The organism is Enterococcus sp. LJL120, assembly GCF_054871765.1.
In genome coordinates, this window is the sequence record NZ_JBTXLV010000008.1 from 208,870 (window position 1) to 234,857 (window position 25,988).

Below are 25,988 nucleotides of genomic sequence, written 5' to 3' on the forward strand. Positions count from 1 at the left end.
TGTGTACCATTTCAGTATACGCCAGATGAAATTATTGGCAAAGGGAAAGGTAGAAAACTCAGCGTTTTTTATGACAAACGCTTTTTAATATTCATATTCATTTTTAGCCGTTTAAATAGCTCTCCTGGAATTCTTTTAATAGTAGTTTGAAGAGTCAGCCCTTGTCTGGCAACTTTTATAAAAAGCTGGCTGGTTTTAAGATACTCAAAAATTGGCAACAGAAAAGCTGCCACGAAGCCACAGGTAAAGCCATTGTTATAGAGGTTTAAGCCGCCATGTAGGAAAAAGATATTGCCGACAATCGAAATGTGCAACACTCCAGCGATGATGCCGGCAAAAATACCAAAGCGCCGACTCAGTGGTGTCAGCCCTAGAGCGAATAGCGCAGACATGATTGCACTACAACTAGCGATGTCTACAATACCAAATAGTTTCGCCAAAAAGGCACCACAAAGGATTGGCCAAGCCTTGTTTACGCGTATCCCTAGGGGTGCAAAACCGATGATAGTCAGGATACTGCCGAGAATTGGCCCGTTGAAATCACCACCAATCAGGATAATATAACCGATTAGAAAAATTCCTAAGGCGCCCATATTGATTAAGCCAACAGCCACATGGTGTTTTTCTCGGTCAAAAACCTTTTGATTTTTGCCAACTTCAATATGATAATTCAAAGCCCCAACCAAAATCATTGTTAGACAAAGTCCGATTAAAAAAATTAATATCGGTCGTTGGGCGTTGTCAGAAATTAGATTGACTGTCTCAACTGTTTGTCCGAAAATCGTGAGCACGCCCATGATAAACATGCTGATAATCCCCGAAGCAAAACCAACATTGTACAAATTATAACCTTTATGGAAATGAAAGAAATGATCCGCTAAGAGGGGCAGGAAAAAGCCCATTAAAATACCGGCGATTAGGCCGATGAAGATTCCTGCTGCTAACGGTAGCTTTAGACCAAAAGCTAAATAGCTAATCACAGGCGAAAGTGAACTGCCAAATAAGGCTGTGTTGAAATGTTTATTGAGGGGTTGATTAACGGCCTTTGAATAGAGCCAAATGCCGATGATAATCGGCAGCGAATTAAATAAGTTTTTCCCGAAAAATGAAAAACCCGAAACGGAAAAAATAGCTGCGACAAATTTTGTATCCATTGGTACTTTGATACGAATTGCAATTATCAAACTCAGCATCGTTAATAAGCCGCTATTGATAAAAACGCTTCCAAAGTTCGTAAATGCGAAATAATCGGTAATTAAGTGACTGGGGGAATTAAATATTTTGCTGAGTCCTTTGATGATTTCCTGAGGTTTTGACAGGATCATGCCAAAAGCTAGCAAAGATAACGTGTAGACTGTCGTAAAAATGACAGTTAACTTTTGATTGTCAAAGTAATCGCCTCTTTTGAAGATGGCGATTTTCTGGCTAAAGTTAGTTTCCATAGAACCTCCTATTGAGATAAATTTTTCCCATTGCGCCTCCTTTTTATTTATAAACAAATGTTTTATTTTGGACATCAACTGAGTGTTAGGAACATTTTGGTCTAAAAACGGCATATGTATGCTGGAAATTTACTCGCCAAAAGGCTCGTAATTTTTATTCACAGGACGAAGCGTCCGTTTTCATGCTTAGCTGGCTGTGATTAAACACTCAGAGGCATAAAAAAAGCTGGAACAGGCAATAAATGTCGTTTCAGCACTAAAACTTAAATCCAAGTTCTCTTTGATTATACTAAGAAAACGTTTTACATTGCAATCTTTTTCATCTGAAAATAGTCACTTTTTTAAATAAATATTGTTCTTTATGTGTTTTTTATGCAAAAATAGCCTGAAGCTTTAGATTTGGCTACTAAAAAATTAATAATTTTCAGATTGCCCTTCTCTAAAACTTGAGACTACTAAATTAAGATGATTGAAGCGGCAGCCACACTTTCATCTTAGTTAGTCCCCGATTACCCCACAAATGATAGGGAATCAGGTGCCACACTGTTGCCGTTTCAGCTTTAAAATATTCTTGGTACAAAAGTTTTTCCTGCCAGGGTTTACTGGCAGTCCCCTGCACTTTAATATTCAGCGTCCGCGGTAAAATATCAGCAGTTTCAAAGACTTCGGCCGCTAAATCTTTCGGTTGCAAATGACATAGCTCCACCGAAAATTCATTCCCCGCCTCTTCCAAACAATAGACAAACGGGCCCCGTTGGATGGCCGTCTGGTTAATTGTCTGTTGAAGCAAGGGGTTCCCAATCATTGCTTTGACTTGTTGGGAAAACGTAAGTTGGATTTCTAGTTGCGTTCCCCCTTGAAATTCTAAATAATCGGCAAATTCTTGATACTTTCCATCGGTTTTAATCTCAAGATTTTGCCACCAGCTTGGCTTCCGCAAAATAATTTTTTGCGGTATTCCCTGATAAATCAAGCTAATCTGGTTATCATAAGGAAAATCAGTTTTTTGTTGCAACTGAAAATCAGCTGTCACGATTTGACTGGCGCCAAATAAATTTACATACAGAGCTTTTTCATCTCTTGTATAAAAATAATGCTGAACGCTGGCAACTGTCCGGGCAAAATTTGGCGGGCAACAGGCACAGCCCAACCAATCAGGGCGCTGTGATTTGACATGTCCTAAATCGGGATTTTCAGCACAGTGGTCCGGATTAACAGACAGCGGATTTACATAAAAGAAATGCTTGCCGTCAATTGCGGCGCCAGCCAAAACACAATTGTAAAGGGCCCGCTCCATTGTTTCCAGATACTGATGCTGGCTTGTCAATTTAAACATTTCAAAGGAAAAATTTGCCAAGGCAATGGCTGCGCAAGTTTCACAATACATCGTCTCGTTTGGTAAATCATAAGAACCCGTGAAGGCCTCCCCTTGCACCGTCGAGCCGACACCACCAGTGATATACATTTTTGTTTCAGCAATATCCTGCCAAATTGCTTCACAGGCTGCCAGCAAAGGCTTATCAGCCGTGTGCTGGGCAATTTTTGCCATCCCACTGGCCATGTAAAGCATCCGTACAGCATGTCCCTTCGCCTGGGTTTGATATTTAGGCTGGGTATAGGCCTGCAAATATTCTAAATTGACTAGCAGCGTTTCAGTCGATAAACCCAACTCGATATTTTCAGCAATTTTTTTTGCATAAAATTCCGGATCTTTCCCCCTCACATCAATAAAGAAATCCGCCAAGCTTAAATGGTCTTTGTTCCCTGTATGCTCATATAAGCGCACCAAGGCCAATTCAATTTCTTGATGGCCGTCTGCTCCTTGGATTTTTTGTGGCTCAGTGCCAAAATGAGCCGCAATATGCTCGACAAATTTTTCAGCAATTGCCAAAAGTTTTGTTTTGCCAGTAGCTAAATCATAAGCTATCGCCGCTTCAATCAAATGTCCTGCACAATACAGCTCGTGACTAAAGTACAATTGCCGATATTTTAAATTTGGACGAGTCAATTGAAAGAAAGTATTCAAATAGCCATCTGCCTCTTGCGCATCTGCAATCAAGTCTATCACTTCATCTGCCAACTTTTCTAAAGTTGCATCCGGCTGATTCAACAGACTGTAGGCTAATGACTCTAACCATTTATAGACATCGCTATCTTGAAAAAACCAGCCAAAGTGCTCGCCTTTTTCCTGACCCGCAGCAATCCGCAAATTGGCTAGCGCATGACTTTTACCGGCTGGCAGATTATTATCCTCACGCTCCGCCTGAACATCCACTTCAATTTCATCGTTTAAAACTTGGTATTGATAAGGAATGGTTTCATTGGCGACTAATTTTTGATAACCCCGCCAAAAATCATCCTGCATCTTGACTTCTTTTAATGAAAATTCCCGCATGCTAATTTTCCTTTCTGATCAAAGTTGCACCATGGGCCGCTAGTTTTCCAGGCTGCCAAGTTGTCCCCTGCCAAATATCAAAAAAGTTTGTTCCTGAAAAATAGGCTGACAATAAGTCGTCTGGTAGCTGGCGTTCTTCATCCGCCAAATTAAAAATAGCGTAATACTCAGCATCAGCACTTTTTCCAAACCAGATAACCCATTCGTCTGCTCGGAAGATTTGTCGTTGATAATTCAGACTCTCGTGCATTTTTAAATAGTCCTTATTAGTTAGCAAGCGGTACGTCGCTTCATTTATATCTGTCAGCTCGCCGCCGAACATCAGCGGCGATTGAAAAATCCCCCATAAAGTCATCATTGTCTGTTGCTCGGCAGGGGTAAAATTACTTTGTCGATTGCCGCCACCGCCATCAACTGAGCGAATCCCGATATGACCCAGCGGCAGCATATCACAATCAGGATAACTACCGTTTTCAATTAACGGCGCCCACTGCTCACATTTTTCAAACATTTGATAAAGCTGCGGCCAATTATCCCAAAAGTCATCGGTTAAGCGCCACATATTGGCGTGCTGCTGCAAGAAACTGCCATCTTCTAGATGAGCCGGTCCCGGTGATAGAGACAAGACAATTTCTCGACCACATTTTTTTATGGCTTGAGCTAAAGCCGCAATCTCTTCTTTGTGGGCACCGTGATAAATTTTTGAATCGGCAATATCATCGACTTTAATAAAGTCAACGCCCCAATCAGCATACATTTGGATAAGATTGTCATAATAGGCCTGTCCAGCCGGCTGACTGACATCGACACCATACATGTCAGCATTCCATGGACAAATATTATTTAACGCAATCTGATCCGCCGTTTTATCCGTACCAAAAACCGGCAAATGCTGATGCACTGCTTCTCTAGGAATCCCCCGCATTATGTGAATGCCAAATTCCAAACCCAAATCATGAACAAAATCGGCCAATGGTTTAAAACCTTTTTCGCCTGTTGCTGATGGAAACCGATTGACAGCCGGCTGCAGCCGACCGAACTGATCCATCGTTAAATGAGCAAAATTATGATACAAAGAGGAATCGGCCGTCGCCTCGTACCATTGAATATCGACAACGACATAATCCCAGCCAAATTCCAATAAATTTTCCTTTAACCATAATGCATTTTGCTTAACCTCAGCTTCTGTCACTGAGGCACCATAACTGTCCCAGCTATTCCAGCCTTTTGGTGAAATCATTGTTAGCCTCCTTAAATTTTTTTCCAAAAACAGCAACGCCCTGATGATTTAATCCAGAAAAATAAAGCTGCTGATCGATACTATAGGGAATAATTTGCATTTCATTCCAGTAATACTGATCATTCAGACGCTTAATTTCTACTTCTTGAAGGACACTTTTTTTCAATGTCTCAGTATAATCAAACGTCACCACTTTCCAAGAGCCAGTTAATGTATCTAACGTTTCTATCTCACCAATCTCTCCAATTGTTGCAGCAGCCACCACCGGCCAGCCATTATCCAACCAAAAAAGTTTGCGGATGCCTAAGTAAAATTCATCGGAAAAAGGCCGCCGCCGATAATGATGGACTAAAAATAACTCTCCTTGCGTCGTCTTTAAAATAGAATTGTGCCCCGGTCCGTAGATGGGATTTTCTTTAGCAAATTGATAACTCCCTAAAAGTTTAACACCAATTTCTCTTGGTGGGGAGTCAAAGTCCGTCATTTTGCGACCTGCTAAATCAAGATACGGCCCCGTAATTTCCCGAGCCCGACTGACCCGGATATTATAGCTATCGTTTAAAGAATCAAAGGAAACAAATAAATAAAAATAATCTGTTTCAGGATGATAATAAATAAAAGGCCCTTCAATTGCCCCATCGACTGTCTGCGGCCGCTGAGCAATTTTTATTCCATAATCGTCAGGGTTTAATAATTTACCTGTTTTAGGATTAATCTTCGCTAAATAAATCCCGCCAAAAAATGAACCATAGACTAGCCATTGATTGCCCTCACGATCCAAAGTGAGATTCGCATCAATTGCATTATGGTCAGCAATTTCTGGATTGGTTTTAACTACTGCCCCTTGATCGGTCCAGGGGCCGCTTGGGTCAGCGGCCGTTGCTAGACCAATCAGCGAGGTTTTACTGCCAAAAGTTGAAGCCGAATAATACATGCGAAATTCTGCACTGACTTGAACCACATCAGGAGCCCAAAGCCCTTGTGCCTGACTCCACACCTGTGCTTCTTGCGGTACTCCTTTTAGAGCAGCGCCGACAAACTGCCAATCGGACAAGTTCTTCGAGACTCGAATTGGCACGCCTTGAGTTGGTGGTTGTTGCGTGTCAGTTGAAAATAAATAAAATTGCTGATTCGCTTCAATAATCGTTGGGTCATGAACCCCTCTAACATCTTCCATCTATTCACCTACTAAAAAAAGCTTGGCACCTCCAACTGGATGTCCCAAGCCTATTCTTATTTCCAGAAACCAGCTGGACAATCTTTATTTGCTAAGTTGGCCCGAAATTCATAAAAACAACCACACTTGCTACAGTTTTCTTTAAAACGAAACGGGCAAGCCTCACAAATTGTTTTACGTTGTTCAGCAATTTCTGGATGAATTAAATTTATTTCTAAAGTCAATTGCTCGGCAATTAAGCTGGCAACATCGGCTGCCTCCACTTCCATCTGAATATCGCATCCACGGCAAGCCATTTTACAATTGAATTGCGAGCGTCATAACGCTCATCGCTGGAACTGTGATAGTTAAATTTTCCCCCGCAGTTGCGAAATCTTTAAAATCTTGAATAACAATTTCTTCTGGTGAATCAAAATCATTATGCTGATTCATTTTATCTGCCGTGATGAAGCGAGCTGACTTGACAGCTTTTATCGCTGATTCCATCTCAAAACTCAATTCCTCTGAGCCGCTGACTGCAAAATTACAAATCGATAACTGCAGGACACCGTCTTTTTTTGAAGCCGTATAAGTTATGGTTTCCGGTGCTTGACCATATAAATCCACCCGCTCAGCATCTTGATGCTCTTTGTATAAATCAAAAACGTGATAGCTTGGTGTTTTAATCATTTTATCGCCATCAGTTAAAATCATCGCCTGCAGGACGTTAACCGTTTGTGCAATATTTGCCATGTGCACCCGTTCTGCATGGTTATGAAAAATATTTAAAGTAATCGCCGCTACCATTGCATCACGAATTGTATTTTGCTGATATAAAAAGCCTGGATTTGTGCCAGGTTCAGCGCTAAACCATGTGCCCCATTCATCAACAATGATGCCCACTCGTTGTTCTGGATCATATTGGTCCATGATGGTGCTGTGGCGCGTAATTAACTCATCCATATGAGCCGCCTTTTGGCAGGTGATAAACCATTCTGCTTCATCAAAATCTAAGGCACTGCCTTTTTTCTCCCACCCTTGGGGATGCACATAATAATGTAAACTCAAGCCATCCATCAGCCAGTGGGCATTTTTCATTAATACATCAGTCCAATGATAATCGTCAACATTGGCCCCACCAGCAACTTTATAAATTTTTTGGTCGCCATATTGTCTAACATAAGTTTGATAGCGACGGTATAAATCTGCATAATATTCGGGGCGCATATTGCCGCCACAGCCCCAGTTTTCATTGCCGACGCCAAAAAATTTCATATCCCACGGTTCTTCTCGCCCATTTTCTCTGCGCCAATCGGCCATCGGTGAAACGCCGGCCATCGTAATGTATTCCACCCATTCAGACATTTCCTGAACTGTGCCGCTGCCGACATTGCCATTGACATAGGCTTCACACTCTAATTGCTTGACCAACTCAAAAAATTCATGGGTTCCGAAATGATTATTCTCCACAACACCGCCCCAATGAGTATTAATCATTTTTTTGCGGTTCTCTTTGGCACCGATGCCGTCTTTCCAATGATATTCATCGGCAAAACAGCCCCCCGGCCAACGCAACACGGGAATTTTAATGTTTTTCAGTGCTTCCACAACATCCGTCCGCATGCCATTTACATTGGCGATTGGTGAATCTGCTCCTACATAAAGACCTTCATAAATACAGCGACCTAAATGTTCTGCAAAGTGACCATAGATATATTTACTGATTGTTGGCCCTGATTTTTTGTTTAAGATTTTGATAGACATATTAGTTTTTCACTCCCAATTCTCGAGTATTTTCTACCGGTTCACCGAAGACTGGAAAACCTGACTCATTCCAATCAAATTGCTGGGCAATCGCATGCCGATTTGGATTACTCAACGGATCTCCTTCTTGATTTTTTTCTGGACGTGCGTGATAAATTAATATATCTTCACCATGGGGCCCAGTCGTAAATGAATTATGTCCCGGTCCAAATTGATGATGGCTTTCTGAAGAAACAAAGACCGGCTCTAATTCTTTATGCCATGAAAACCCATCTAATAAATCGCTGTTTTCATCAGCCCATAATAATCCCATTGCGTAATTTTCATCAGTAGCACTTCCCGAATAAGTAATGAAAACTTTGCCGTTTCTGATGATAGCCGCTGGGCCTTCGTTAACCTTGAAGCCGATTTTTTCCCAAGGCTCTGTCGGCATGCTAATTAAAGTTTGCTTGCCCTTTAAAGTCCAAGGATTTGCCATCTCAGAAATATATAAATTCGAATTTCCTGGAATATTCGGATCTTGTTGCGCCCAGACATAATAGAGTTTATCCTTCAGAGTAAAAACTGTGCCATCCAAGCTAAAACTTTCAAATTGCGTTTTAAGCTGGCCTTTTTCCTGCCAGCTGCCTTCTAAAGGATTGGCGTTGGTATTTTCAATTACAAACATGCGATGGTGATGATGACGATTGCGAACATCTTCTTCATCGCTTGCTGCGAAATAGATATACCATTTCCCCTTTAAAAAATGGATTTCTGGTGCCCAAATTAAGCGACTCATAGGTCCTGTGTCGTGAGCGTGCCAAACCAAAACTTTTTCAGCATTTTCCAAGTCATTTATGGACCGGCTCCTTCTGACTTCGATTCCCTGATAGCCTGGGACAGATCCAGTAAAATAATAGTAACCATCTGTGTGCAAATAAACCCACGGGTCTGCTCTTTCGAATACGATGGGATTTTGAATGCGCAACTTATCTTCCATACTTATTCCCCTCTTCCAACTAGAAATACAGGAATCCCATCATCTGCCATTCCACTGAAGGTAATGACTTGTTGTCCCTGATTTTCATCCCAATTTGAAATAAATTTTCCGTTATATTTTTTTCCATTCAAGATAACACTTGAATCCTGATTCAGATTGTCCTCTGACAATGTCCACTCACCGGTAACATCACCAGTAATAGTTTGCTTTGAAGTTAGTTCAATTGTCTGAGGATTATTTAGCCAATCAGATATATCCTTTGTGAAGGTAATCAAAGAATAGCTACCTGTCACTTGTTTTTTTGAATAGTCTGCCAACGACTCATCCGCAAACCTTAAAGGACTCATAATGGGCCAACCATTTTCAGTAAAATAATACTGATGCACTCTTACTTCATGTAATTCGCCCGAATTTGGAAAACGAGTATGGAAAATCAAATAATATTGATCTTGAGTTGCATCATAATATGATGAATTATGTCCTGGCGAAATGTAGCCAGCATTGGTTAAGCCATCGTCCTCTTCATAGAGAAAATTTCCTATCAGCTTAACACCATAATCTTGAATACTTGTATCGTCAAAAGAACTTCCCTCTGCACCTTTTACTTCAGACATCAGATTTCCTTGGCTATCTTCATAAGGTCCATCGGGATTCTTTGAGCGAGCAACACGAATGTTATAGCCACCGTATGAATCCAGTCCACCAAAAGAAGTAAACAAATAGTAATATCCATTTTGCTCGTTATACTGAATATATGGTGCTTCAATACGGCTATGGTTTCCGCCAATCAGATGGGTACCATAGGAATCTCTATCAACAGGTAAGCCTGTTTGATCATCCATTTCCAAAATAAAGATGCCACCTGAATAAGAACCATAAACCATCCACATTTTTCCATCATTATCGTAAAAAGCTTGCGGATCAATGACATTGGGATTGATTGTTGCATCATATGTCTCACCAAACTGAGGCGAACTTCCCGAATATAAAAATGATTCGACCTTCTTATAAGGTCCGTCGACATTTTCAGATTCCGCAACGCCTAAAACTGCTAATGGTGATGTTCCTTGGCATAAACAATAATACAAATAGAATTTCCCATTCTTTGCTTCGAAAATATCACTCGCCCACATTGTGTCCGTCTTCGAATAGGCAAATTCGTCAGCTAATTCTTGCCGCACATTTTCAAATAAACTATCTTCAGCAACAGAATTAGATACTTGTTCCCAATGCATCAAATCTGTTGATTTCGCAAATTGTGCATGGGAACCCACAATATAAAATTCATCTTGATCTTTGATAATAGATGGATCATGTACGCTGACATTCTCAAACTCTGGATCTTCAAGAGTTTGAGTGACCTGCTGATTATCGGCGCAACCAGCCAATAACAAGGTAGCCAGCAGCAAGCTGCTAAATTTCTGCGAAGGTTTCATTGGCAACCACCAACAGTCCCTTCTGCTCATAGCCGCTGGATAAAAGTCTAATCATCGTATAAAGTAGTGTCGAAATGGCTACAAAAAATAACCAATGATAAGCCAGAACTAAAACAAAAAATGAGACAATCATCAATAAACTGCAAATTGATTGTAATGGTAATAAGATAGGCGCTGCTAACGCAAATTTGAGTTTTTTAATCCATGATTCTTGACTAATATCCACAGCCATTATCAAATTAATAAAACTTAAAAAGAAATAACTTGCCAGAATAAGTAACGGCCATTGAATCATTGCCCGCAACAATTCATTTCCCTGAATAATTAGCAAATCAAAATAAAGTAATAAAGCGATTGTAGAAGGGATTATAATTCGCCAATTGTAGACACGAAAAGCATTGATATATTCTCTGGTAAATTGTTTAAGCAGTTCAAAATATGAGCTATAGTCGTCAAATAACTGAGGATTCCTTAGAATCTTTACAGCAGCTACCGTACTTGGAGTTAGCCCAGCAATAAATAGTCCCACTGCTGCTCCAATCAACCACATTCCATTGACTAGAATTAAAATGACAATTACATTTAATCCCTTCATTAATTTTGTCGTCATAAGAATTATCCCTTCGAACCAGAAAGTGCCACTGATTCAATGATTTGTTTTTGGAAAATAATAAACACAATTAATACTGGTAACAAAGAAACTACAGAAGCCGCCATGATTAATGGATAATCCGTTTGAATGGCGTAAGCCGCATTCAAATTAGCAATAACAACTTGCAATGTTTGTTTTTCAGGACTATTTAGATAAATTAATGGTGCCAAATAGTCGTTCCAAGCTCCCATAAACCACAAAATGAATTGAGCAGCTACTGCTGGACGAATCAATGGAAAGATTAGTCTGAAAAAAGTCTGCAGGTAACCTGCTCCATCGATTTTTGCCGCTTCAACAACTGAATCAGGAATATTGGATAAATATTGTCTCAAAAAGAAGATCATCGTTATATTCCCGAACATTCCAGGGATAATCAGAGGCAATAATGTATCCACCCAACCAATTTTCGAAAACATCATAAATTGCGGAATCATTACAGCTGGATATGGAATCATCAAGGCTGTTAACAAGATTAAAAATAGTAAATTCTTATGCGGCATCCTTAATTTGGCAAAGGAAAACGCCGCCAAGCTTGAAGTAATTGTTCCAACAACCGTCACTGAAAGGGAGACGATTACAGTATTCTTAATCCCTGAAAAAAGGGTATCTAGATTAGCTAAACGCTCATAAGCGTCAAACCTGATAGGGTTGGGAATCCATTGCGGAGGCAATTGAAAAACCCCCGTTCGATCTTTTAATGAAGTGGACACCATCCAAAGAAGGGGACCAATCATTACGATGGCACCAATCGATAAAATTATCACGATAATGATGCTACTGACTTTGCTCTTTTTCATCTTTGCTCCCCCCTAATCTATCTTATAGCTTGAGCGATTGTTCATATAAAATTGGAAAGCGGTAATCGCAAATACGAGGACAGCTAAAATCAGCGCCATACTACTTGCGTATCCCATTTGCCAATTGCCAAAAGCCTTCTGCCAGATATACCAAACAACTGTTGCACTGCTATAACCAGGACCGCCAGTCGGTGTCATGATATTAATTTCTGTAAAAATTTGTGAACCGCCAATGATATTGGTAACTACTAAAAAGAAAGTAACGGGTTTTACCATTGGCCAGGTAATATTTTTGAATTTCTGGAAGGAGGATGCACCGTCTAATTCAGCAGCCTCGTAAAAAGTTTTAGGAACACTTTGAATAGCGGCTAAATAGAGCAACATTGAATAACCTAAACCTTTCCAGACTGTCATAATAATAATTGCCGGTTTAACTGTTGCAGCATTTTGCAACCAATTGGGTCCATCGATACCAAACAAATCTAGCACTTGGTTCACTAATCCAAAATCACCGTTATAAGCCCACTGCCATAAAATTGAAATAGCTGCTAAAGACGAAATAACTGGTATGTAATAAACCGTTCTAAAGATAGTTGTTCCCTTGATGTCTCGGCTTAACGCAGATGCCAACATAAAGGATAGAATTAAGCCAATCGGAATTCCTAACATTAGATAAAGCGTGTTGTACATTGTTTTATAAAAATATTCATCTTTAAATAGATTAATAAAATTATCAAGACCGATAAAGTTCATTCTTCCTAAACCGTTCCAGTCTGTAAATGCTGCATAGGCTGAATAGAAAAGCGGAATTAAAGAAAAGAGAACAAAGCCAATAATTGGCAATAAAATAAAAAGGAAAGCAACTCGATGTTCTTTTGCATACAGTTTACTTTTTCTGGCAACATTTGCCCCTGATTGTTTCATGGATAAACCTCCACTTCTTTGTTGATAGTAACAACTTGAAGGATTCCTAAATTATATAAATAGGAATCCTTCAAGAATCCTTGCTTTTTGACTACTATCAGAAATTAATTCGCTGTTGCTTGTTGTTGCAAGGCGGCATCAAGTTTTTGCTGCATTTTTGGTTGAACTTCCTGCAAATAATCTGCTGCAGTCTGGTCACCATCTAAAACTGGTTGGATATTAATGAAGAATTCGTCATACCATTCAGCATTGTACGTTGTTGCTGCCGGTAGCGCCCGTCCATAATCTTGCACAATTTGTATAAATTCTTCTTTGTTAGCTGGAACTGTTGCTGTATCTGATGCCCATGTTTCCGCCATATCAATTAGATTGGGAATTTGAATCTCAGCATCGACTAATTGCTGTTGTCCTTCTTCAGAGGCACTCAGGTACTCAACTAATTTAACCGCTTCGTCAGGGTACTCAGTATTGCTTGAAACACCAATTCCTAAGGAACCCACATAAGTTGCAGGGACACCAGTTGAACCTGCTGGCCAAGGCATCAAATCGTATTCAAAATCTAAAGTGGCATATGTGCTCATATCCCATGGTCCGACTGGGAAGAAAGCAATCTCGCCATTCATCCATCTTTGATAAGTATCCAATGTTTGAGAATCTGAGATAGAAGGAGTTACTTCGTAAACATTTTGTAAATCAGCAAAGAACTGAAGTGCTTCAGCAAATTCTGGTGTGTCGACAGTGACCGTATCTTTGTCTTCGTTAATCCAATCACCATCATTACTCCAAACAAAGGACTGTAAACTCCAGTTTACGTTGAAACCTGTTCCCCATTGATCTAAATTGCCATCCCCATCAGTATCCTTTGTTAATTCCTGTGCAACTTGAGCAAATTCCTCCCAAGTGTACGGAGTATCATTGTCCGGAAGTGCAATTCCGGCATCCTCAAACATTTGCTTGTTATAGCCTAATGCAAATGGTCCCACATCTTTAGGCAAACCATATAAGGCTCCTTCTCCCACCTTCTCGCCATCATATCGATAACTATCAACACCATATTCCCAAACATTAGCTAAATCAAAATCTGAATTTTCAATCTCATCTGTGATATCTAGTAGAACACCATTGTCAACATAAGCCATAACATTTCCTTGCTCGATATAAAATACATCTGGCATATTTCCGCCTGATATAGCCGCTTGCAATTTGGTAGCGTATTGATCGGCATCTGTTGCAATAATTTTTACAGAAACACCCTCAGCCTCTTCAAATTGTTTAATTGCTGCTTCATAGGCCTTTTTCTCATCTTCCCCACCACGGAACATGAAGGTTAGTTCTTTAGAATCACTGTCACCACTGGAGCTTGAACTTCCTCCACCACAAGCTGATAATGTTAAGCCTGCCAAACCCAAAACTGCACCCGCTAAAAGTATTTTTTTGATTTTCATCCTTTGACTTCCTCCTATTTAGATAGTAATTCACTGAAGATAACCTAACGCATTTGCAAACACATCTAACTTACACGTAAACAATAATACAAATTGCAAACGCTGTCAACAATATTTTTACTAATTATAGAAAAAATTTTTAAATTAAGATTAACATATTTATTAATCAAAAGAAAATTCAAGTTTATCATTTACAGTGATTAATAAATATGTTAACATATTTATGAAATCGCTTTAATATAGAGGTGAATGGAAAATGCAATTAGAAATTAATCAAGATTCATTGAATGTGTACGAGGCGCTGGCGAGTAATGTCAGAATTAATATTATTCAGCTGCTGTCCAAAAATAAAATGAGCGTTAAGGAACTGGCTCAGGCTTTAGGCTTGAGTAGTGCTATTGTCACCATGCATGTTAAAAAATTGGAAGAGGCTAGTATCATCAAGACCGAAAAAGTTGGCCAGAGTAAAATTTCCAGTCTGCGGGTCGACCATATCGATATTAATTTTCCTGAAAAAATCTTTAATGCTTTTGATACCAAGGAAAATTCCATACCAGTCGGCCACTATACAAATTATTATGTTGAACCGACCTGCGGACTAGCTACCTTGCAGGGCTTTATCGGACCGGTCGACGAGCCAAAATACTTTATGGACCCTCATCGGATGGATGCGCGGATTTTATGGTTCACAAAAGGCTTCGTGGAATATCAGACGCCAAACTTTTTAGCAGTGACTGAAAAATTGGAGATGATGGAAATTTCAATGGAGATTTCCTCTGAGTTTCCTTTTTCTAATAATAATTGGCCTTCTGATATTACTTTCTCTTTAAACGGGATTGAATTGGGGACCTGGACTAGTCCCGGAGATTTCGCTGATATTCGCGGCAAATACAATCCGGATTGGTATGTTGATAATTTAAACCAATACGGTCTTTTGAAGACGATTCGGATTATGGATCACGGAACTTATATGGACGGTGAACCCCTGTCAGACGTTAAAATCTCTGATATTCCCCCGACTGAAGACACTTGGCATTTAAAAATTGAAGTCAAAGAAGATGCTAAACACGTTGGTGGTTGCACTTTATTTGGTAAAGGCTTTGGTAATTACGACCAGGACATTAAAATTAAAATGTTTTATAGTTAACTGCTGGCTTTCTGAAACAAAAATGAAATCTAGTGATAATTTATCTTTTAGAAATTTGCAAATCTCAGATGCTGATAAATCAGAAGGGAGCTGCATACTGAATAAATAGTCCCTTGCATAGAATTTACTACCAGACAAAAAAATATTTCTCAAAAAAACTGCCTATACAAAAAGGCCCAGTTGTCAGATTTATCTCTAACAGCTGGGCCTTGAAGTAAAGGCCGTATTTTTATTTTAGCGTTGACGCAAAGAAGTTAATTTTACTTTTAAACGTTCAAATGTGGGATCAAACTCTTTTTCATATTCTTTTTCAAAGCTTTGTTCTTGATAGTAATCAATCATATCATTGTAAAATTCTAACATTGATTCGCCAAAGTGTTCAGAGGAAATTTCATACATTTTGTTGGCTAACACTTCCGAGTCCATTTTGACCTCTGAGTGAATATAATCCACTAAAGCTGTTGGAAAATCAGCTTCTGTTTTATAAGTAACGCCGAGCGTCACATCGCTTAATAATTGTTCTAAATAATCATTGCCTAATAAGACGGACTGAGTTCCAGCGGCCATCGCTTCAGTGTAAGTCAGACCTTGGGTTTCTGAACGGGAAGCACTAATAAAATAGTCGGCGGCTTTATAATAGCGGGTTACATGATTGTTACTGATTTCGCCGGTAAATTGGACGTAATCTTGTAAATTTAACTCTGTGACCATCTCTTCTAGACCTTCTTGATACGGTCCTTTGCCGACGATGACCATTCTAACTTGTGGCAGTTTTTCAATAACTGCCGGTAAACCTTGAATTAAGGCTTGAATATTTTTTTCATAAGATAAACGACTCAATGATAATAGCATAATCTGATCTTCGGAGATGCCTAATGAAGCCCGCAGTTGTTGCGTGTCTTCAGCAGTCACTTTACTACCGGAAAATTTACGCACATCAATGCCGGTTGGAATAATCCGCATTGGTGAAGTGCCGCCATAGCTGCGCAATTTATCAATGACCCGCTGACTTGGACATACGACGCCGGTTGAATGATTAACGAACATTCTTGAAAAGTATTTTACATGGACTGGCCGAATCACTTTGCCGTGGGCGATATAATGCAGGTAGTCTTCATACATGGTGTGGTAGGTATGAATTACTGGAATGCGCATTTTTTTGCCGACGAGCTTGCCTAAAAAGCCAGCACCAAATTCAGTATGGGTATGAATTAAATCTAATTCTAATTCCCGGGCAATCAGATAGGCATACCACATGCCCCGCACCACGACCCGCCGATCTTTAAAGGAAACAAAAGGGACGCTGGGCATCCGAATAATATTGGGTTCAATTCCACTGGCATTGGGATCTGTAGTGGTAAAGATGTAGACCTCATGACCGTGTTTTTCTAATTCTTCTTTTAAGGTTTTGATTGACGTTGCGACCCCACTGACTTGGGGAAAGTACGTGTCTGTAAAAAATCCAATACGCATGTTGCGCCTCCTATCCCTTTTGCAGAACCTGCTCTTTCTTTTTGGCATAATCCGCTTGGTACAAAACTTTTTCATAAACTGCTTTTAATTCAAAACCGATTTCTCTAATGCTGCGCTGTTGAGCCGTATAATAGCCCGCCTTGACCGTTGACGGCAGCTCCTCTTCGACGATTCCTCGAATCAATTGACGAAAATCACGATTAGACTGACCCATGTAACAATTTTCTCCGGCAACTAGCCAATCCTGATAGACTGGGATGTCTCTAACTAAAACTTGCTGACGACTGGCTAAAGCCTCCAAGACAACGATGCCTTCTGTCTCTTCGTATGAAGGAAAGAAAAATAAATCCGCACCAGAGTATGCTCCTTCAATGATATCTCCTTTAATATAACCAGGGAAGATGACATTTTCAGGATGATTTTCTTTGACGATATCGCGAATATTTTTAGGAATACTCATCATTGCAACATGACCAAACCAGATAAAGGTATATTCTGGCATCTGTCTGGCGATTTCAACAAAATCGATAATCCCTTTTCGTTCAAAAAATAATCCGACACAGATAATGACTTTTTGATCTGGTGCTAAATGAAAATACTCTCTAAAAAGTTTTTCTTTTTGAGGATCCGGCCGATACTCCTCCAAGTCAATGCCATTGGAGATTGCGGTAATCGGCACTTGAATTCCGTAGCTTTCTAAAAGCGATTTTGAATAGCTGGTCGGAGTAATTAAATAATCCGCCCGCGTATATAAACTAGTTAAATAGCGTCTGACAAGTGGCGAAATTTGATTGGACCCAATGAATGAATTTCTAAAGTCCTCCTCGGTCGAGTGGGCATGATAAATGACTTTTTTACCCATTCGCCGCGCTTTAGCGACCATATTATGACTGTTAATGCCGTATGTGTTGATATGCAAAATATCGTAATCCTCACAGTTCGGATCAAGTGTATATTCAATACCAACTTCTGAGAGAGCACGTTTTTGATGGTCTAAGGCGCGACCAATACCAGACTTAGCTAAGATTTTTTCTCCTTCGAAATACAATAGCACTTTCATGGTTGCTCCTCCTTTCAGTAGTTCACAGTTATTATAGCATAGCTAGTTACTTTGTCTCTCAAACTAAAGTCTGATGTTTTTCAAAAAATTCAGCATTTTTTCATAAAAAACCCTACTAAATCAAGGATAATTCAATTTCTGATGTTCATTCTAACAATATTGTTAGGTGAAGCTTTGAGTTGAAAATTTACTGAAATGCCGGAAAATTATTGACAACTTTGAAGGGGGGAATAGTTTTTGGTTTTTAAATCACACATTCATTTTGGCAAACCTGTTGGCGAAATCATAAAACAAATTAAAAAATTTGAGTAATAATTTTTGCCATCCCAGACTTTCTATTGCAAATAGTTTAAGAACTAACTTTTTCGAAGTCCGATTAAATAGCCTCCGCGCGCAGTCCGCGTTTTTTTTTGTTTCAATCACTTACACGATTTTAAAATAAAAAAAGCTCCATTCTCCCCAGCGAAATGCTAGAGAGAATAGAACTTTCAAATTCAGATTAAGCTTCAGCAACGTATTCATTGACCAACTCAACAACTTCTTCCATTGTATCGCAGTCGTTAAGAGCACGATTTGCAAGTTCAGTCATTTTAGTTGTGTCAAGACGTTTCATTAAGCTGCGGGTTTTCAGAATAGATGTTGCACTCATTGAGAACTCATCTAAGCCCATCCCCATTAAAATTGGCACAGCAGTTTGGTCGCCGGCCATTTCGCCACACATACCTGCCCATTTACCTTCAGCGTGAGCTGCATCAATCACGTTTTTAATTAAACGTAAAATTGATGGGTTATAAGGTTGATACAAGTAAGACACCTGTTCGTTCATCCGGTCAGCTGCCATTGTGTATTGAATCAAGTCGTTGGTTCCAACTGAGAAGAAATCAACTTCTTTAGCGAATTTATCAGCTAAAACAGCTGCCGCTGGAATTTCAATCATGATACCCACTTGAATGGTATCAGAAACCTTCGTACCAGCATCGACTAATTTTTGTTTTTCTTCATCAAAGATTTTACGAGCCGCTCTAAATTCCTTCAAGGTCGCAACCATCGGGAACATAATGCGTAAATTACCGTGAACAGAAGCCCGCAACAATGCCCGCATTTGCGTGCGGAACATATCGTCGCCTAATTCTGATAAGCTAATGCGCAAAGCGCGATAGCCCAAGAATGGGTTCATTTCATGAGGCAATTTCAAATAAGGTAATTCCTTATCGCCACCAATATCCATTGTCCGAACAACAACTGGTTTGCCATCCATGCCTTCCAACACAGCTTTGTAAGCTTCAAATTGGTCGTCTTCAGATGGGAAATCAGGCGCATCCATATACAAGAACTCAGTTCGGTATAAACCGATGGCTTCCGCCCCGTTATTATGAACACTATCTAAATCTTTTGGCGTACCAATATTGGCAGCCAATTCAAAATGTTTACCGTCAGCAGTGACAGTTTCAGCATTTTTTAATTTTTCCCATTCAGCTTTTTGAGCCGCATAAGCTTCGCCAGCTTTTTTAAATTCAGCAGCTTGGTCATCAGTAGGATTGACAATAACGTCCCCTTCAATACCGTTAACTGCTAAAATATCGCCAGCTTTAACTTTAGCTGTGATTTCTTTAGTTCCAACGATTGCTGGAATTTCTAAAGACCGAGCCATGATAGCTGAGTGAGAAGTCCGTCCGCCGATGTCAGTGACAAAGGCTTTAACAAAGTTACGGTCTAATTGTGCAGTATCACTTGGGGTCAAGTCATGGGCAACAACGACCACTTCTTCATTAATCATAGAAGGATTTGGTAGTGTAACTCCTAGTAAATGAGCTAAAATCCGCTTGGTTACGTCACGAATATCGGCAGCACGTTCTTGCATATAGGCGTTATCGTCCATTGCTTCGAACATGCCGATGTACATATCCGTTACTTCTTTTAAAGCAGATTCTGCATTTACTTTGTTATCTGTAATATTTTGTTTAATTTGGCCGACCATTTCTGGATCTGCCAAAACCATTAAATGCGCGTCAAATACTTGCGCTTCTGCTTCACCAAGACTTTGCGCTGCTTTTTCCCGAATCGCTTGCAAGTCTTCTGTTGATTGTGCCAAAGCTTTGTCTAAACGAGCTGCTTCAGCCGCAGTATCATCAACAGAAAATTTACTAAAGGACAGATCAGGTTGAACTAGCAGGTAAGCTTTAGCGACAGCAACGCCATCACTTGCGGCAATCCCTTTTAGCATTTCAACCATTATTCAGAAAGTCCTTCTTTCTTCATTGTGTCAACGATTGCTGCCATAGCATCTGCTTCGTCAGCACCTTCAGCTGTGATTGTTACATCAGAACCTTGGCCAACACCAAGAGACATAACGCCCATGATTGATTTTAAGTTGACAGATTTGCCTTTGTATTCAAGGTTGATATCTGAGTTGAATTTACTAGCTGTTTGCACCAATAAAGTTGCAGGACGTGCGTGGATCCCTGTTTCAGCTACTACGTGAAAGTCTTTTTTTTCCATAATAAACATGCTCCTTTGAGTTTACATATTGTTAGGGTTTTCTTTTTTTAAATAGTCTTCAAACAGAAATTCCCTTCAATTTAAAAGATTACCATTTTTTCACGCTAGAGACAACTATTTTCGATTGATTTTCGGGAAATCTCTAGGGCTTTTTGCGGAATTTTTCACAAAAAACTAAGAAAGACCGTTATTTAAAAACAAACTTGATTTTTCTGGTGATTTCAAGTGCTTCCCGTCATATAAGTCAGCTTTTTTCTCCCCACCGTCTTAGCAAAAATTTTAAACTTTTGTCAGGAATGAAGGCTCCTGTTTGCATTTTTTTTAAAGATCTTTTCCTATTAAAATGAATTTTGCTTATAAAAAAATTTCTGGTAACACCATTGTTGGTCGTTAGCTTTATTCTGTCGGTTCCTCGGCCGCCTGACTTTCAGGCTGATAGCGATAAATAATCTTACCTTCTAATCCCGCTTCACCGACAATATCTTTTTTATCTGGTAACTCCTTCCAGACATCGCGAAAAACTAAAAATTCTTCCCGGGTGACGACGATTTCAGAAAGCTCACCAGCTCTTAAGGCAGTTATTTTTTCTGCAAAAGGATTTTCAAACATCTTTGACACCTCCTGTTTGTTTTTTCTATCATAAATAAAAAAAGTCAATCGGACAAGAACCAGAAAATAAAATTCTAAAAAAACATTTGGTAATGGAAGTAAACCAAGCCAAATACTTGCACTTCTTAGAAAATATCGTATAATAATTACAAAAGGTCAAATTTGGTCAGTAACTAAAATTGACTATCATCCTTTTTCTTTTACATTTTCTCTGGTGAAAAGTAAAATGACTTTTAAGGAATTTTTGAAAGGAAGTGTCTTCGTATGCTTTGTCAAAACTGTGGCATTAATGAAGCAACCATCCATTTATATGCGACTGTCAATGGTCAAAGAAAACAAATGGATTACTGCCAAAACTGCTATCAAAAAATTAAAAATCAAACGATGAATAATCCAACTGATAACCAACCAAGAATGGCCCAACAAGATCCCTTTGGTTTTAACAATTTGGATGATTTTTTCCGTTCTATGTCCCGTCAAATGCAACAACAAGGCGGTCCAGATCAAACACCGCCAACGCAATTTGGTGGCGGAAATAACTTTAACAATAACGGTGGCCGTCCGCCCCGTGGTGGTGCCGGCGCTGCTAGCGGCCTATTAGGTGAATACGGGGTCAATATCACAGCCCAAGCTAGAGAAGGCAATGTCGACCCTGTTGTCGGTCGGGATGAAGAAATTCAACGGGTGATTGAAATTTTAAATCGCCGCACTAAAAACAACCCCGTCCTAATCGGCGAACCTGGTGTGGGTAAAACAGCGGTGGTTGAAGGCCTAGCCCAAAAAATTGTTGACGGCGATGTGCCGCAAAAACTATTGGAAAAAGAAGTCATTCGTTTAGATGTGGCGTCATTGGTTCAAGGTACTGGTATTCGTGGTCAGTTTGAAGAACGGATGCAAAAGCTGATTGAAGAAATCAAATCAGCTGAAAATGTTATTTTGTTTATCGATGAAGTTCATGAAATTGTTGGCGCAGGATCAGCCGGCGATGGCAATATGGACGCTGGTAATATTTTAAAACCAGCTTTAGCCCGTGGTGAATTACAAATGGTTGGAGCGACAACTTTAAACGAATACCGCATCATTGAAAAAGATGCTGCCTTAGAACGGCGGATGCAACCAGTGCGGGTCGATGAACCAACTGTTGCTGAAACGATTACTATTTTGAAGGGTCTGCAAAGCCGCTATGAAGATTATCATCATGTAAAATATACGGATGATGCCATCAAAGCTGCCGCAAACTTATCCAATCGCTACATTCAAGATCGTTTCTTGCCGGATAAAGCCATCGATTTATTAGATGAAACTGGCTCTAAGAAAAACTTGACGATTCAATTTGTTGATCCAAAAACAATTGAACGGAAATTAGCCGAAGCAGATGCTCAAAAACAAAAAGCTTCTCAAGAAGAAGATTTTGAAAAAGCCGCTTATTATCGTGATCAAATTAATAAATTGGAAGAAATGAAATCCAAACAAGTTTCTGAAGAAGAAACCCCGGTGATTACCGAAAAAGATATGGAAATCATCGTTGAGCAACGGACTGGTATTCCAGTTGGCGAATTGAAGGAAAAAGAACAAACTCAATTGATTAACTTGGCAGATGACTTAAAAGCCAATGTCATTGGTCAAAATGAAGCCATTGACAAGGTTGCCAAGGCAATTCGCCGTAACCGTGTCGGTCTAGGTAAACAAAACCGACCAATCGGCTCCTTCTTATTTGTCGGCCCTACTGGTGTCGGTAAAACTGAGTTGGCTAAACAACTCGCAAAAGAAATGTTTGGCTCAGAAGATTCGATGATTCGTTTTGATATGAGTGAGTACATGGAAAAACACAGCGTTTCTAAATTGATTGGTTCGCCTCCAGGCTATGTCGGCTATGATGAAGCGGGTCAATTGACAGAGCAAGTGCGCCGCAATCCGTATAGCTTGATTTTATTAGATGAAATCGAAAAAGCTCATCCAGATGTGCTGCACATGTTCCTACAAATTTTAGATGACGGCCGTTTGACTGACGCACAAGGCCGAACAGTTAGTTTCAAAGATACCATTATCATCATGACAAGTAATGCTGGTACTGGAAATGTTGAAGCCAATGTTGGTTTTGGCGCTGCTCGTGAAGGAGTAACCCGCTCTGTTTTAAATCAATTGAATAATTATTTCACTCCAGAATTCTTGAACCGTTTTGATGGTATTGTAGAATTTAGTGCCCTTTCAAAAGAAAACTTGAAGGCTATTGTTCTCTTGATGCTTAATGAAGTCAACAGCTTGTTGGCTCCGCAAAAGTTACACATTGATGTCGCAGAAAATGTTCAAGAAAAATTAGTTGATCTTGGCTACAATCCTGAGATGGGTGCCCGTCCATTGCGTCGGACAATTCAAGACACGATTGAAGATGGCATCGCTGAATTTTATCTGGAACATCCAGAAATCCATGAGTTAAAGGCAAAACTGGATAAAGACGGTAATATTGTTGTGACCTCTAAACCAGAACGTTTAGCCAAAGAAAAACCTGAAGTTGAATAAGATTTATTTATCAATAACAGATTAAACCAATTAAAATTAACTTAAAGTAGCCAGCCTAATCCGAGGTTGGCTACTTTTTTAAGCAAAAGGCTTTTTTAATTCTTAAAAAATGATTATAATTAAGCTATAGGGAACTGACATGAAAATGTTAAATCTCCACGGCCGATGGTTTAAAAAATCGACCGACAAGCTTAAATAAAGTTTTATTAAACGTTGATTCTTGTTTTTTAAAAACAGAATCCGTATCTACTTAAAGCTCTCATAACTCACTCAAGGAGGTGAACCTATGAAACTTGTTAATGTAACCAACAGTCATGCACGCCTAGTAAAAAATCAGCTGGAAACGACGGATGCTCAAGTTGTAAAAGTTTATTCCGCTGGTAATACGACAGTTATTTTTACAGAAGCTCCGCTACATAATGAAATTGCGTTAATCAATAAAAAACGAAATATTCTGCCCTCTGAGGTTTCAGAAATCAAAGAGCGCTTTTTGAAAAAGCTGCCGCAAAATTCTTACGATGCTGCAAATATTACCACGATTGAAATTCCCGGTTTAGTTGAAATTTCCATTCCTAAAGTCATCGCCAGTACCCAAAGCAATGCTTCTTAAACAATTTTCTGTCTGTTTTTTTATCCAAGTTATTCAGTAAATTCATCCACTTCTGCTTCTGCTAGTCGCTTCTTGTCTTGTTGGGAACAGATGTGGATTTATTTGTCTTTATTGCCACCGTCAATTTTAGCAAAGTGAGGGGGAGAAACGTGCTAGAACAACTCTTATTGGAAAGTGTCGCAAGCAAAAAATTGCAGATTTATGGTTTTTTAACAAAGGGCAAACAGACGTTAGTCACCCCTGCTAATCTGCGGGAAAATTTTTCCATCAGCTACAACCGCCTTCAAGCTCTCTTAGAGGAAATTCAATTTGACCTGGAAAAGATTGGTATCACCCAATCTTTATGGGATGAAACCGGCAACCTAATCTGTTTGAATAATCCGGACCTGTACATGCGCTACCGCTCTTATTTATATAATCAAAGCTTACCTTATAAATTTGTATTGACCTCATTATTGGAACCGGAAAAAAACGCCGAAGTTTTTCTGAAGGAAAATTTTACCAGCCGTGCTTCCTTAGCCCGCAAGCTGACGCCTTTATCAGAATATCTTCAGGAAATCGGTTTAAAAATGAACCGCTCGCAGATTAAAATCAGCGGCGAAGAAAAAATTGTCCGGGTCTTTTATTTTAATGTCTGCTGGTTTATTTCCTATGGGGCAGACGTTATTTCCAATGTTGATTTTATCGGCTCCATCACCCCATCGGATTTTCTCTATCTTTTTTTACAGCAGGCCAATCAACAGGCCTGGAAATTAATGACCGCCATCACCCATTTACGGCATCAACAAGGCTTTTTCGTCAACGATGAAAAACTTGAAGAACTGTATTTTCCCAATATCGCCAATCCTTATCCGCAGCTTTTCGGTGAAACCATTGATTATCACGGTCACGAGGCTGCTGAGGTGGACTACCTCTGCTTTTCGATTTTTTATTGGCCGAATTATTTTGATATTAAAGACCCGCGGCTGCCTTTTGTGATGCATTCCTTTGATGATAATTTTCTCCATATTAAAGAACTCGCCAAGGATTTGATTGCCGATATTAAAGGCGGCTTATTGAACGGTGAATTTGATGACGAGGCCCAGACTCTGATGAAGGCCAACTTATTCGTGGTTTTTTATAATCAGGATTTGACCTCTGCCAGTGTGCCGTTGCTTTCTGCCTTTATGACGGGTCGCATCGAATCTCAAAAAACCTTTTATCCGTTTTTATACAAACATATTTATCATTTTCTTAAGGAAAAAAGTAAAACCGCAAAATTCAGATGGCTGGGGAAACGGTTGGAGGATTTGGTCTATCTTTCAGCTTTGATTATCTTACCAAAACTAGAAATTACCGATAGTTCCGCCCGTTTAAAAGTTGGCCTAATTCCCGGTCCGAATTTTGCGGTGATCCACGCAATTCAAAACTTTTTATATGATTTGAACTACGTTGATGCCGAATTATTAACAAATGTTGAAGAACGCAGCTGCGATTTTTATATCAGCAGCTCCCCTAGCTTTCTAGCGGATATTCCTCCTGAAAAGATTTTTGTCGCCAATAGCTTTGAAGGTGACGACTACCTTAGCGAGCTTTATTTAGTCTTGAAAAAAGCTTATCTGCAAAAAAAATTGCAGCTGCTGGCCCCAGAAGAAGCTCAAGACTCCGTTGACTAGACAGATGCCCTTTCTTTATCATTCACACGTTCTAAATCCTGCTGGTTGACAGCAGGATTCAGACTGTAGACAAAGTCCAACTTCTGGATGAAGTCTACAGTCTTTTCTTTTATAATAGAATTATGAAAACGAATTTAAGGAGAGAAAGCCTATGATGTCCAAACATGATGCCAATGGTCGCAATC

General features: G+C 39.6%; 21 protein-coding genes. 4 read left to right on the plus strand and 17 right to left on the minus strand.

The window, feature by feature from the left end; all coding sequences use genetic code 11:
- Positions 1-68: 68 nt before the first annotated feature.
- From ACYSNU_RS14565 to ACYSNU_RS14620, 12 genes are all read right to left on the minus strand, one after another.
- Positions 69-1,442: a DUF1576 domain-containing protein gene (locus ACYSNU_RS14565; RefSeq protein WP_461737911.1), complete on the minus strand. Its 1,374-nt coding sequence runs from the start codon at positions 1,440-1,442 to the stop codon at positions 69-71.
- A gap of 460 nt (positions 1,443-1,902) precedes the next feature.
- Positions 1,903-3,837 carry a glycoside hydrolase family 127 protein gene (locus tag ACYSNU_RS14570; RefSeq protein WP_461737912.1) on the minus strand — a complete coding sequence of 645 codons (1,935 nt, stop codon included), beginning with the start codon at positions 3,835-3,837 and terminating at the stop codon, positions 1,903-1,905.
- A 1-nt stretch (position 3,838) separates the two neighbouring features.
- On the minus strand, positions 3,839-5,077 hold the full coding sequence (locus ACYSNU_RS14575) for an alpha-galactosidase (protein ID WP_461737913.1): 1,239 nt from the start codon (positions 5,075-5,077) through the stop codon (positions 3,839-3,841).
- On the minus strand, positions 5,052-6,254 hold the full coding sequence (locus ACYSNU_RS14580) for an arabinan endo-1,5-alpha-L-arabinosidase (protein ID WP_461737914.1): 1,203 nt from the start codon (positions 6,252-6,254) through the stop codon (positions 5,052-5,054). The genes ACYSNU_RS14575 and ACYSNU_RS14580 overlap by 26 nt, the downstream gene beginning before the upstream one ends.
- 56 nt (positions 6,255-6,310) lie before the next feature.
- Positions 6,311-6,523 (minus strand): DUF6171 family protein, encoded by a 213-nt coding sequence (locus ACYSNU_RS14585; protein WP_461737915.1) that lies wholly within the window; start codon positions 6,521-6,523, stop codon positions 6,311-6,313.
- A gap of 28 nt (positions 6,524-6,551) precedes the next feature.
- A complete protein-coding gene (locus tag ACYSNU_RS14590; protein ID WP_461737916.1) occupies positions 6,552-7,997 on the minus strand; it encodes an alpha-N-arabinofuranosidase in 1,446 nt (481 codons plus the stop codon).
- A gap of 1 nt (position 7,998) precedes the next feature.
- Positions 7,999-8,976, minus strand: a complete 978-nt coding sequence (locus ACYSNU_RS14595; RefSeq protein ID WP_461737917.1) for a glycoside hydrolase family 43 protein — start codon at positions 8,974-8,976, stop codon at positions 7,999-8,001.
- Positions 8,977-8,978: 2 nt separating this feature from the next.
- Positions 8,979-10,412 carry a glycoside hydrolase family 43 protein gene (locus ACYSNU_RS14600; protein WP_461737918.1) on the minus strand — a complete coding sequence of 478 codons (1,434 nt, stop codon included), beginning with the start codon at positions 10,410-10,412 and terminating at the stop codon, positions 8,979-8,981.
- Positions 10,390-11,022 carry a DUF624 domain-containing protein gene (locus tag ACYSNU_RS14605; protein ID WP_461737919.1) on the minus strand — a complete coding sequence of 211 codons (633 nt, stop codon included), beginning with the start codon at positions 11,020-11,022 and terminating at the stop codon, positions 10,390-10,392. The genes ACYSNU_RS14600 and ACYSNU_RS14605 overlap by 23 nt, the downstream gene beginning before the upstream one ends.
- Before the next feature lie 5 nt (positions 11,023-11,027).
- Positions 11,028-11,861: a carbohydrate ABC transporter permease gene (locus ACYSNU_RS14610; protein ID WP_461737920.1), complete on the minus strand. Its 834-nt coding sequence runs from the start codon at positions 11,859-11,861 to the stop codon at positions 11,028-11,030.
- A gap of 12 nt (positions 11,862-11,873) precedes the next feature.
- Entirely contained in the window at positions 11,874-12,785 is a 912-nt protein-coding gene (locus ACYSNU_RS14615; RefSeq protein ID WP_461737921.1) for a carbohydrate ABC transporter permease, read from the minus strand.
- A gap of 104 nt (positions 12,786-12,889) precedes the next feature.
- Positions 12,890-14,230, minus strand: a complete 1,341-nt coding sequence (locus tag ACYSNU_RS14620) for an ABC transporter substrate-binding protein (protein ID WP_461737922.1) — start codon at positions 14,228-14,230, stop codon at positions 12,890-12,892.
- Between the two features lie 256 nt (positions 14,231-14,486).
- Here ACYSNU_RS14620 and ACYSNU_RS14625 point away from each other — a divergent pair, with 256 nt between their 5' ends.
- Positions 14,487-15,377: an ArsR/SmtB family transcription factor gene (locus ACYSNU_RS14625; RefSeq protein WP_461737923.1), complete on the plus strand. Its 891-nt coding sequence runs from the start codon at positions 14,487-14,489 to the stop codon at positions 15,375-15,377.
- Between the two features lie 234 nt (positions 15,378-15,611).
- Here the strand turns inward: ACYSNU_RS14625 and ACYSNU_RS14630 are convergent, their stop codons facing one another.
- The 5 genes from ACYSNU_RS14630 to ACYSNU_RS14650 form a co-directional block, all read right to left on the minus strand.
- The gene (locus ACYSNU_RS14630; RefSeq protein WP_461737924.1) at positions 15,612-16,850 is read right to left on the minus strand and encodes a glycosyltransferase family 4 protein; all 1,239 of its coding nucleotides are present in this window, start codon (positions 16,848-16,850) and stop codon (positions 15,612-15,614) included.
- Between the two features lie 10 nt (positions 16,851-16,860).
- Positions 16,861-17,910 (minus strand): glycosyltransferase family 4 protein, encoded by a 1,050-nt coding sequence (locus tag ACYSNU_RS14635; RefSeq protein ID WP_461737926.1) that lies wholly within the window; start codon positions 17,908-17,910, stop codon positions 16,861-16,863.
- Positions 17,911-18,409: 499 nt separating this feature from the next.
- A complete protein-coding gene (ptsP, locus tag ACYSNU_RS14640; protein ID WP_461737927.1) occupies positions 18,410-20,143 on the minus strand; it encodes a phosphoenolpyruvate--protein phosphotransferase in 1,734 nt (577 codons plus the stop codon).
- The gene (locus ACYSNU_RS14645) at positions 20,143-20,409 is read right to left on the minus strand and encodes a phosphocarrier protein HPr (RefSeq protein ID WP_048603058.1); all 267 of its coding nucleotides are present in this window, start codon (positions 20,407-20,409) and stop codon (positions 20,143-20,145) included. The genes ptsP and ACYSNU_RS14645 overlap by 1 nt, the downstream gene beginning before the upstream one ends.
- A gap of 396 nt (positions 20,410-20,805) precedes the next feature.
- Positions 20,806-21,018: a hypothetical protein gene (locus ACYSNU_RS14650; RefSeq protein ID WP_461737928.1), complete on the minus strand. Its 213-nt coding sequence runs from the start codon at positions 21,016-21,018 to the stop codon at positions 20,806-20,808.
- 264 nt (positions 21,019-21,282) lie between these two features.
- Here ACYSNU_RS14650 and ACYSNU_RS14655 point away from each other — a divergent pair, with 264 nt between their 5' ends.
- The 3 genes from ACYSNU_RS14655 to ACYSNU_RS14665 all read left to right on the plus strand — a co-directional run bounded on the left by ACYSNU_RS14655 (position 21,283) and on the right by ACYSNU_RS14665 (position 25,803).
- On the plus strand, positions 21,283-23,538 hold the full coding sequence (locus tag ACYSNU_RS14655; RefSeq protein WP_461737930.1) for an ATP-dependent Clp protease ATP-binding subunit: 2,256 nt from the start codon (positions 21,283-21,285) through the stop codon (positions 23,536-23,538).
- A gap of 286 nt (positions 23,539-23,824) precedes the next feature.
- Entirely contained in the window at positions 23,825-24,148 is a 324-nt protein-coding gene (locus ACYSNU_RS14660; protein ID WP_461737932.1) for a DUF1827 family protein, read from the plus strand.
- 149 nt (positions 24,149-24,297) lie between these two features.
- The gene (locus tag ACYSNU_RS14665; protein ID WP_461737933.1) at positions 24,298-25,803 is read left to right on the plus strand and encodes a helix-turn-helix domain-containing protein; all 1,506 of its coding nucleotides are present in this window, start codon (positions 24,298-24,300) and stop codon (positions 25,801-25,803) included.
- The last annotated feature ends 185 nt before the right edge of the window (positions 25,804-25,988 follow it).

Coding starts and splice junctions, on each gene's coding strand:
- ACYSNU_RS14565 (WP_461737911.1), bottom strand. CDS start 1,442: ATGGAAACTAACTTTAGCCAGAAAATCGCCATCTTCAAAAGAGGCGAT.
- ACYSNU_RS14570 (WP_461737912.1), bottom strand. CDS start 3,837: ATGCGGGAATTTTCATTAAAAGAAGTCAAGATGCAGGATGATTTTTGG.
- ACYSNU_RS14575 (WP_461737913.1), bottom strand. CDS start 5,077: ATGATTTCACCAAAAGGCTGGAATAGCTGGGACAGTTATGGTGCCTCA.
- ACYSNU_RS14580 (WP_461737914.1), bottom strand. CDS start 6,254: ATGGAAGATGTTAGAGGGGTTCATGACCCAACGATTATTGAAGCGAAT.
- ACYSNU_RS14585 (WP_461737915.1), bottom strand. CDS start 6,523: ATGGAAGTGGAGGCAGCCGATGTTGCCAGCTTAATTGCCGAGCAATTG.
- ACYSNU_RS14590 (WP_461737916.1), bottom strand. CDS start 7,997: ATGTCTATCAAAATCTTAAACAAAAAATCAGGGCCAACAATCAGTAAA.
- ACYSNU_RS14595 (WP_461737917.1), bottom strand. CDS start 8,976: ATGGAAGATAAGTTGCGCATTCAAAATCCCATCGTATTCGAAAGAGCA.
- ACYSNU_RS14600 (WP_461737918.1), bottom strand. CDS start 10,412: ATGAAACCTTCGCAGAAATTTAGCAGCTTGCTGCTGGCTACCTTGTTA.
- ACYSNU_RS14605 (WP_461737919.1), bottom strand. CDS start 11,022: ATGACGACAAAATTAATGAAGGGATTAAATGTAATTGTCATTTTAATT.
- ACYSNU_RS14610 (WP_461737920.1), bottom strand. CDS start 11,861: ATGAAAAAGAGCAAAGTCAGTAGCATCATTATCGTGATAATTTTATCG.
- ACYSNU_RS14615 (WP_461737921.1), bottom strand. CDS start 12,785: ATGAAACAATCAGGGGCAAATGTTGCCAGAAAAAGTAAACTGTATGCA.
- ACYSNU_RS14620 (WP_461737922.1), bottom strand. CDS start 14,230: ATGAAAATCAAAAAAATACTTTTAGCGGGTGCAGTTTTGGGTTTGGCA.
- ACYSNU_RS14625 (WP_461737923.1), top strand. CDS start 14,487: ATGCAATTAGAAATTAATCAAGATTCATTGAATGTGTACGAGGCGCTG.
- ACYSNU_RS14630 (WP_461737924.1), bottom strand. CDS start 16,850: ATGCGTATTGGATTTTTTACAGACACGTACTTTCCCCAAGTCAGTGGG.
- ACYSNU_RS14635 (WP_461737926.1), bottom strand. CDS start 17,910: ATGAAAGTGCTATTGTATTTCGAAGGAGAAAAAATCTTAGCTAAGTCT.
- ptsP (WP_461737927.1), bottom strand. CDS start 20,143: ATGGTTGAAATGCTAAAAGGGATTGCCGCAAGTGATGGCGTTGCTGTC.
- ACYSNU_RS14645 (WP_048603058.1), bottom strand. CDS start 20,409: ATGGAAAAAAAAGACTTTCACGTAGTAGCTGAAACAGGGATCCACGCA.
- ACYSNU_RS14650 (WP_461737928.1), bottom strand. CDS start 21,018: ATGTTTGAAAATCCTTTTGCAGAAAAAATAACTGCCTTAAGAGCTGGT.
- ACYSNU_RS14655 (WP_461737930.1), top strand. CDS start 21,283: ATGCTTTGTCAAAACTGTGGCATTAATGAAGCAACCATCCATTTATAT.
- ACYSNU_RS14660 (WP_461737932.1), top strand. CDS start 23,825: ATGAAACTTGTTAATGTAACCAACAGTCATGCACGCCTAGTAAAAAAT.